Below are 8,133 nucleotides of genomic sequence, written 5' to 3' on the forward strand. Positions count from 1 at the left end.
CGGTGTTCATGAGAGATCCTCCTTCGGTAAAGAGAGAAACCCGGTAAGTCTAGACTCACCGGGTTTCTCGAGCCGAGCTGACCATCTCATTAAGGTAATCAGTATTTCTTCGGGATGAAGGCCCATATTGGCGCCGATGCAGAGTCGGGATTGGTTCATCACGTCCATGGCACCGCCGCCAATGTGGCCGATGTCACACAGGTCGCCGAGCTACTGCATGGCGAAGAAAACGCGGTGTATGCGGACGCTGGATACACCGGTGTCTAGAAGCGTGAAGAGCATGAAAATCGTGAAGTGATCTGGCAAATCGCAGCGCGCCGCAGCACCTATTCCAAGTTGAATAAACGCTGCCTGCTGTACAAAGCCAAGCGCAAGATCGAGTACTGCAAAGCTCAGACACGGGCCAAGGTTGAGCATCCGTTTCGGGTGATCAAGCGGCAGTTTGGTTACGTTAAAGTGCGCTTTCGTGAACTGATGAAAAACACAGCTCAGTTGACCACGCTGTTCGCCCTGTCAAACCTGTGGATGGCTCAAAAACAGCTGATGGGTATGGGCGAGTTGCGTGCTTAACACGGAAGACCAGACGAAATAGCCCTCAATACACGAGGCATCGGTCGTTTTTTGGCAAATAGCGGTGCGTTCCAAGGAAATTTCGACTTGCCGCCGTGCGGCAAGTTGATCGGAGCATCCTTAGATTCGCCCAGCCCGTTGAAGAACAAGCGCGAGAGAAAGCATTGCGAACCTCTCCCTTGTTCAGCCGGAATGAACGTGGCGGCACAATTCCATTGCTTTGCAGTCAGTCCAAAATGAACCGCGTGCGCTCTTTAATACGGCCCAGCTCGCGCAGTGCCATGACTAGGACGTTCTGGCGCGGGTAGCTACCGAGCTTGCACAACCTCGGCGAGGTTGTTGCTGTGCCCTGTTTGATCGCGGTGGGCCGTCGCAGGATTCCGTCCCAATGGCGCGGACATGTTTGATGTTGAGCATGCAGTCGATCGTCGGCTTGAGCGCGTTATCGGTGGTATAGCTCTTAGGAATATAGACTCTCGTGTCAACTAGGTCACGGATGCGCGGCGCGAAATGGAAACCCCGCAGGCCCATCCGCGCAAAAATGTGATCGGTAAAGCTTGGCGCGTTGGTATTGAAGAGTTCTTTACTCGTTATTTAATGGGTAAAAGGGCAGGCAGCCTGATCCAAGAGTACGGTATCGCTACCAGCTCCTCCAATCTGATCGGGTTGTACCATCCCATAGCTCGAGAGGATGAGCTTTGTCCATATTGCGCTATCGCCATGCTTCACAAGCGCCGCTCAAAATTTGCTCGTGAAGTGAGTCCCATCAAATGCGCACAATGCAGTCATAGGATAGAAATCTACTTTGGAAGGACGTACTCACGCGTCTGCCGACGCAGCGCGCTATTGAAATTGCCGAGTTACTGCCGCATAAGTGGACGCCTGCTTTATGATGCAAGGTGTTATGGGCATAATGGGGCGGCATCTGCGGTTCCCAGCCGCAGGCGTTGGTCTATCCACTGTGCAAGGCTGCACTCAATGTGCTTAGTGCAACAGCTGAGTAGGATCAAAGGTGACTTTCTAATTGCCCTAGAGGCCGTGATAAGCAATGTACATCGTAGACCTAACATATCTGAAAACCATTGATGTAATAGAAGTTTATCTTGAGTCGCATCGTCAGTTTCTTGACGAGCAATACACTCAAGAGTTGTTTCTAGCGTCCGGCCCCAAAAATCCACGCAACGGTGGAGTGATCATTGTAAGCGGTAGGGTCAGCCGCTCAGAATTGGACGCGATACTTGCAAAAGATCCGTTCCATCAGAACGGTATAGCCGCTTATGGCGTCACTGAGTTCGTTCCGGTTAAATCTCATCCCGCATTGAGCGGGATTTTGTAGCAGCTTCGGCACCAATTCGCGACCCATTGACCTGGCAAGCCGCTAGAGTGATCGGTCCTTGGTCGCCGTCGTCGATAATTTCGATATTTCGTAGCGCGTGCGTTGGGTCGAATCGAACACGACTTCACAACCTGCTATATTTCGCGCACGTTCTCATCCCATCAGGGTGACAGTGAGAAAATAGAAGCCTTGGCCGGCGGCGCACCGCCGAGGCTTTGCTGAAGGATACAACCATCACTCCCTCCAGCAGATAGTTGAATTTTTCTTGGATTTGCAGGAATGCGTTATGGAGCTCAGCAAACCTAGGCAAGGTCTGAAGCGTGACCTTCAGGGCATCGCCTCGGACCTTAAATGGTCTGCAGTAGAACTGACGCGAATTGCCGAACGATTGAGTTCGGCCGGTAATGACTCTGATGCTCAGGCCATTTATCGCATGATTACAGTCTTTCAAAGTGATGAAACCCGACTTCAATCTCATGCAGCTGAGATCGCAAGGGCTCCTACATAGATCCCTGTGCGAGGTCGTTAGGGGGCTCAACAAGCCGACGCAAGCCTTGCAACAAAACCTAAAAAATCTCACTCCGCCTCGAACAGACAGCCCGTGAAGCGCTAACAGTTGCCGAGCGCTCTGACGCCGAATAGGTTGTCGGTGCAATGCAGTAGATAACAAAACTGTATGAGAGAGGCTGACCGGTTGGCGGCTAACGCTGACGAGGTAAAAGCGGGAGAAATTTTTCGGCATAAGCCTGAGTCGCTTGAATTTGCTGGCTTACGGTTTTACTACCTCGAGTGGAGCGCTAAAAGGGCTGATTGAGCGGACGTGGTTTTGAACCCGAAAGCTGGGCCGCCATTGTCGGTCTGACGCTCAACTCCAGTGAAGACCTTGGCCTACCAGGCACGAGTTCCTTCACTGTTCGACATACTGGATAGAATCGAGCATCGCCACCATCTCGACGAGCTCCTTGCGTAATGCATCCAGCAATGGACGGTACTGACATCGATCATCGGCGGCTGACCGCACCCGTATTGAAAGCTTTCAATGCGCTCCCCGTAACCGATGCGTCTCATGAACTTCTTTAGATTCACGGCCGACGCGGTGGGGCACGAGTGGCGAGCTGGCGAGAAGCCCTACGGGCTCGTGCTCAATTCCGAACGTAAGTGCTACGTCGAGAAAGCGATGCGATGCGATGCGATGCGTTTCGATCGATTTGTAAGCGTCTGGCCAACACGGTCGAGAGTTGATAGTTCGCCTGAACAATCGAGCATTTCAGCACTGTTGCCGAGCATTTCGGCACAGTAACCACACTTTGTTCAACCTAGACTCGAGCTTCACTCTAAGGCTCAGATGGAGTCGCGATGAAAATCAGATTAGTCCTGCCTGCACTTTCCATGGCAGTAGCACTCAGTGGATACGCTGCCGATTTCTCACTGACCAGCCGGGATATTGCTGACAACCGCCCGCTGACCAGTCGCGAAGTGTTCCAGGGCTTCGGTTGCGAAGGTGGCAACACTTCTCCTGAGCTTTCCTGGATAAACGCCCCCGCAGGTACTAAAAGCTACGCGATCACGGTCTACGATCCCGATGCACCGACCGGTAGCGGTTGGTGGCATTGGACGGTGGTTAACCTACCAGCTTCTACCAATAGCTTGCCGAGAGGAGCAGGGGCGAGTTTGCCTGCCGGTGCAGTACAGGGGCGAACTGATTTTGGTCAATCGGGATTTGGCGGTGCTTGCCCTCCAGTAGGGGATAAACCCCATCGCTATCAATTCACCGTATGGGCATTGAAAGTCGATAAGCTACCGCTCGACAACCAGGCCAGCGGAGCGTTGGTGGGTTATATGCTCAACGCCAACGCGTTGGCCAAAGCGACCATTACTTCAACTTACGGACGTTAAGAATGATGCGCCCTTGTGACGGCATACAGCACCGGGAAAACATTATCGATGCGTGTGTCATACAGGCGCGACGACCCCTTACCTTGCCAAGGGTGCCAGTGTTCGTGAGCACCTTGTGTCGAGTGCGACAGGGGGAAAAACTGCTGCAATGGGATGACCGGGAGATGCGCGCAGGGCCTCAACATCTGATTCTGATGCCGGCCGGGCGTGAGCTTGGTATCTCAAACTTCCCTGGCCTTCACGGTCACTACATCGCCGATGCGGTGACCTTTCCCGTCTCGACATTGCGTAACTTCAGCACCCGATATAGCCAGCAGATTATGAGCTGTCGCGGTGTACTGAAGACCGACCTATGCGTTCCCCTGGACAGGCACACAACCCAGGCATGGGAGCAGTTGCTGGCCGCCATCAACGGAAACGCCCCGCAGGCACTATGCACACATTATGGGGAAGCGGTTCTTCTGAGCCTATGCCTTGGCGGCCAGGCCGGACCTCTGCTGATGGGTCGCAACGATCCACTGTGTGAACGTGTGCAGCAACTGGTAATGGCCAGCCCGGAGAGAGACTGGACGGTTGCGAGCATCGCACAACACATGAACCTGGGTGAGTCGACATTGCGTCGCCAACTGGCGAAAGAGGGTAATAGTTTCAGGAATATTTTGGAGGGCGTTCGACTGTCGACAGCATTACAACGGTTGCAAACAACTTCTCGCCCAATCGGTGAAATTGCCGGCGCCTGCGGTTACGCCTCGGCCTCACGTTTTGCTGTGCGCTTTCGCTCGCACTATGGCCTGTCACCACGTGAATTGCGGGCAGCGATTTGAGCGTTTCCGTGAGGTCTTCCCCTATTGTTGCTGCCCTCGACACGATTGACCCTCGCGCTCGGCGTAACACGGGCCACCGTCGATATCTTCGGACAGGCATCCCGTCTTGGGCAGCTAAACCGGTTGCCGTTTATGCGGCAGAAGCTCACCGATAGCACTCTCCCGCTGCGTCGGCAGGCGCGTGAGGACGTCCGTATCCGTCCGGCCAACACACCTTCCAGACCCCGACGCCAAAGGGCGATGGTGTGCACTAAAATACGCGGACACAATCGCCCTTATCGGCCAGGTGAGGAAGGTGTGTTCCTCGGCCCCTTACATGAACGAGCCCCATGAAAGACAGGACACCGTTTCCCCCTTACGATAAGGGATAGGCAAACGGTTATGTTTATGACTAACAGCAACGATAAGAGTGGGGAGCTTTTGGGCCAGGAGCGGCGACGCCGCTGGAGCCCGGAGCAAAAGCTGGCGATGGTTCGCGAGAGCCTTGAGCCAGGACAAAGTGTGTCGGTCGTCGCTCGGCGCAACGGCATCAATGCCAACCAGTTGTTCCTTTGGCGCAAGCTCTATCAGGACGGCAGCCTGTCGGCGGTCAGTGCTGGTGAAGCCGTGGTGCCGGCCTCTGAGCTGAGCGATGCACTCAAGCAGATCCGTGAACTGCAACGGATGCTGGGCAAGAAGACGATGGAAGCAGAAATCCTCAAAGAGGCCGTGGAGATCGCCCGGTCGCGAAAATGGATTGCGCACTCACCCTTGTTGCCGGGGGACGACCAGTGAAGCTGGTCAGCGAATGTCTCGGTGTGGCGCACTCGCAATTAACGGTTCGAATCAAGCAATCGGTATCGCCCAAAGTACGGCGAAGCAAGCCTGTGAACGACGCTGAGTTGGTGGCCGAAATCCAGCAACAGGTCAGCCAACTGCCCAGCTATGGCTACCGCCGAGTCTGGGGATTGCTGCGTCGCGCCCGTGAAACCCAGTTGCTGCCCGCGATCAACGTGAAGCGGGTTTACCGGGTCATGCGTGATCACAACTTGCTGCTTGAGCGCCGGATCAAAGAGCCCGGTGTGCCGCGTCGGCACGAAGGCCGAATTGCGGTGGAAACCAGCGATACACGTTGGTGCTCGGACGGCTTTGAGTTCCGTTGCGAGGACGGCGCCAAACTGAGCGTGACCTTCGCCCTGGACTGCCGTGATCGCGAAGCCATCGGCTGGGTCGCGAGCCCGACCGGGTACAGCGGCGATGATATCCGCGACTTGATGCTGGAAAGTGTGGAGAAGCGTTTCGGTGATCAACTGCCCGCCATGCCGGTGCAGTGGCTAAGCGACAACGGCTCGGCCTACACCGCCGAACAAACGCGCCTGTTTGCTCGACAGATCGGTTTGCAGCCAGTGACCACACCGGTGCGCAGCCCGCAGAGCAACGGCATGGCCGAGAGCTTCGTGAAGACGATCAAGCGGGATTATGTGGCGCACATGCCCAAGCCGGATCGAGAAACGGCGCTGCGTAACCTGGCAATTGCCTTTGAGCATTACAACGAGCAGCATCCGCACAGCGCTTTGAACTATCGCTCACCGAGGGAGTTCAGGCGCTTGGCAGCGGCATCAATTTAACGGGGAGTTGGTGTCCGGTTTTGTAGGGGCAAGTCCACCAGCCGACGCGGTTAGTGATGTGGAGCGGTGCTGAAGATCCCCGGATCCTTTCTCAAAATGCAAATGGCTCAGCCACTCGAATCAACATCACCTCAACCTCTCGAGTGCCGGGAAAGGTAGAGAGCATCTCTAACGGTTTCCTACCGGCAAACCGATCCTTGGGCTTCGATAGCCATCGCTTGGCTTTGATTTTGTCTCCGAAAAGCACCTCTGCCATGGCCGTAATGTGTACATATCTGAATAGCCGATCACTCTCGTGAAGCGTGAGCCGCTTTTTACCTGCCGTTCTGGCCTTTAAGGTTCGAAGCGCGATGATCTGGTCACGTTCTGACGTGCTTATCATGCCAAGATCATAAAGTTCTTTAAGCCTGCTAGTCGGGAAACCGGCCTCGATCATTTTATGGACGTCTTGATCACAAGCGTTGCGGGGAATGCCAAGCAAGCTCTCCAACCGTATTCGATAAGATTGATATGCATCTTCGCGCATGACCTCAGCAAACATGGCGCTACCTTCAGTTGGTACGTTTTGCGGATCAGCATCCGGCAAATGCCGAATCTTGGGAAGACAGTTTGTGGGGGGGCGGAGGATTAACAAACGGCGGTCACTTCCCTCCTATGAACGCAGCTAATACAGCGCCTGCGGAGTTACCAGTCGCTGGTCTTTTTCCGAGATGATGTGGCTGCGACTGATCCGTCTGAACTTACTCGGCGACCTGAAGCGCGCTTACGTTTTTTTCCTTCCATACGAACGATCTGGATTGGACTGGGCAGAACGTCCGCGACTAAGGAGCTTAAGCGTTCGAGCTCATCAATGGCCCGAAGTACCGCGATTAGGTTTGGCAGCGTTCCCCTTCCATGTCTGAGCAACAAATATACGGTCTGGCGGCTAATCCCCGCATTTATAGCTACATCTTCGACGCTGATATTTCTTTTCAGCCTAAGTGCTTGGATACGTGCCCCAATCTCTTTTGCTATGGCTTGGTCGGTCAGTGCTTTGACCCGCATAGTGTAAACATTCCTAGACACTAACATCGAAAATTGGACTTTATGATCCAGGTTCTAGACGTTATGACACTGCCTAATATATGCGGAATTGGCTCGAATTTGGGGCTAGCAATCAACAAGCTCGTCTGAATCGGTTCCATGCTTTGGAAGAGGGCATCATCGAAACGGCCTCAAGAATTACGATATACCTGTTATATCCGCCTAACTATAAATTATAGCTGGAAGGATATTTGGATATTCACTCACCGCCGGTCCATCGCTTTGCTTGAATGTGAACGCCTGTGTTAGCTCCGTCATGCGCAATGAAAAGGTCCAGACCCTGTCGCATCTATTTCCAAAACGTCGCATTTATTTCGAAATCCTACACCTTCCCATCGAAGCAGTCGATCATGGGGGACAGGTACACCTTGCCGGCCGGGATCTGGAACTCCGAGATGTCGGTCAGCCATTTCTCATTCGGAGCTAGGGCCGTGAAGTCGCGGTTGAGGAGGTTTTCCGGCGCCGGACTGATCTCCCCGAGGTAGGAACCGTATCGACGCCGTTTCGGCTTGGCGACGACTAGGCACTCCTGCTTCATCAAGCGCTGCACCACCTTCTCTGAAAGGCGCACACGCTGCCTGCTCAACGAAGCTCGCATCCGACGGTAGCCATAGCAACGATGATTGCGCTCGAATATGTCCGCCATGGCACGACGCACTTCGGTGTACTTTTCCGCGACCTGCATTCGGGCTCGATGATAGAAATAGGAGCTTCGGGCCAAGCCCAACGCGTCAAGCAGCTCTAGCAAGGAGTACCTCTGCCTTAGGGCATCAGCCAGCAATGTCTTCTCCCGATTGGTCAGGACTTGCCGGTTGAT

The 8,133-nt window shown here is 54.3% G+C and carries 6 protein-coding genes and 3 pseudogenes; 6 read left to right on the top strand and 3 right to left on the bottom strand.

The features are described from left to right. Window positions 1-93 precede the first annotated feature (93 nt). A pseudogene (locus FBY04_RS32015) lies at window positions 94-570 on the top strand (IS5 family transposase); the annotation flags it as partial. Between the two features lie 116 nt (window positions 571-686). On the opposite strand, the pseudogene FBY04_RS32985 reads toward FBY04_RS32015, so the two are convergent. Then, a pseudogene (locus tag FBY04_RS32985) lies at window positions 687-1,140 on the bottom strand (Tn3 family transposase); the annotation flags it as partial. Between the two features lie 478 nt (window positions 1,141-1,618). On the opposite strand from FBY04_RS32985, the gene FBY04_RS32030 reads away from it, so the two are divergent. From FBY04_RS32030 to FBY04_RS32055, 5 genes are all read left to right on the top strand, one after another. Further along, on the top strand, window positions 1,619-1,906 hold the full coding sequence (locus FBY04_RS32030; protein ID WP_145319673.1) for a YciI family protein: 288 nt from the start codon (window positions 1,619-1,621) through the stop codon (window positions 1,904-1,906). 286 nt (window positions 1,907-2,192) lie between these two features. Next, window positions 2,193-2,414 carry a hypothetical protein gene (locus FBY04_RS32035; protein ID WP_145319676.1) on the top strand — a complete coding sequence of 74 codons (222 nt, stop codon included), beginning with the start codon at window positions 2,193-2,195 and terminating at the stop codon, window positions 2,412-2,414. A gap of 848 nt (window positions 2,415-3,262) precedes the next feature. Further along, window positions 3,263-3,802 (top strand): kinase inhibitor, encoded by a 540-nt coding sequence (locus tag FBY04_RS32040; RefSeq protein ID WP_145319679.1) that lies wholly within the window; start codon window positions 3,263-3,265, stop codon window positions 3,800-3,802. 5 nt (window positions 3,803-3,807) lie between these two features. Next, the gene (locus FBY04_RS32045) at window positions 3,808-4,626 is read left to right on the top strand and encodes a helix-turn-helix transcriptional regulator (RefSeq protein WP_145319695.1); all 819 of its coding nucleotides are present in this window, start codon (window positions 3,808-3,810) and stop codon (window positions 4,624-4,626) included. 387 nt (window positions 4,627-5,013) lie between these two features. Further along, window positions 5,014-6,233 (top strand): IS3 family transposase gene (locus tag FBY04_RS32055; RefSeq protein ID WP_371927895.1). Its coding sequence is split into 2 segments (ribosomal slippage): window positions 5,014-5,353 and window positions 5,353-6,233, totalling 1,221 coding nucleotides; the frame shifts between segments, so codons are not numbered across the junction. Window positions 6,234-6,324: 91 nt separating this feature from the next. Here the strand turns inward: FBY04_RS32055 and FBY04_RS32060 are convergent. Next, on the bottom strand, window positions 6,325-6,774 hold the full coding sequence (locus tag FBY04_RS32060; RefSeq protein WP_145319687.1) for an antitoxin Xre/MbcA/ParS toxin-binding domain-containing protein: 450 nt from the start codon (window positions 6,772-6,774) through the stop codon (window positions 6,325-6,327). An 867-nt stretch (window positions 6,775-7,641) separates the two neighbouring features. Further along, window positions 7,642-8,133 (bottom strand): annotated as a pseudogene (locus tag FBY04_RS32070) (IS3 family transposase); the annotation flags it as partial.

Origin of the sequence: Pseudomonas sp. SJZ080 (genome assembly GCF_007828295.1) — a bacterium.
In the GTDB taxonomy this organism is placed as follows: domain Bacteria; phylum Pseudomonadota; class Gammaproteobacteria; order Pseudomonadales; family Pseudomonadaceae; genus Aquipseudomonas; species Aquipseudomonas migulae_A.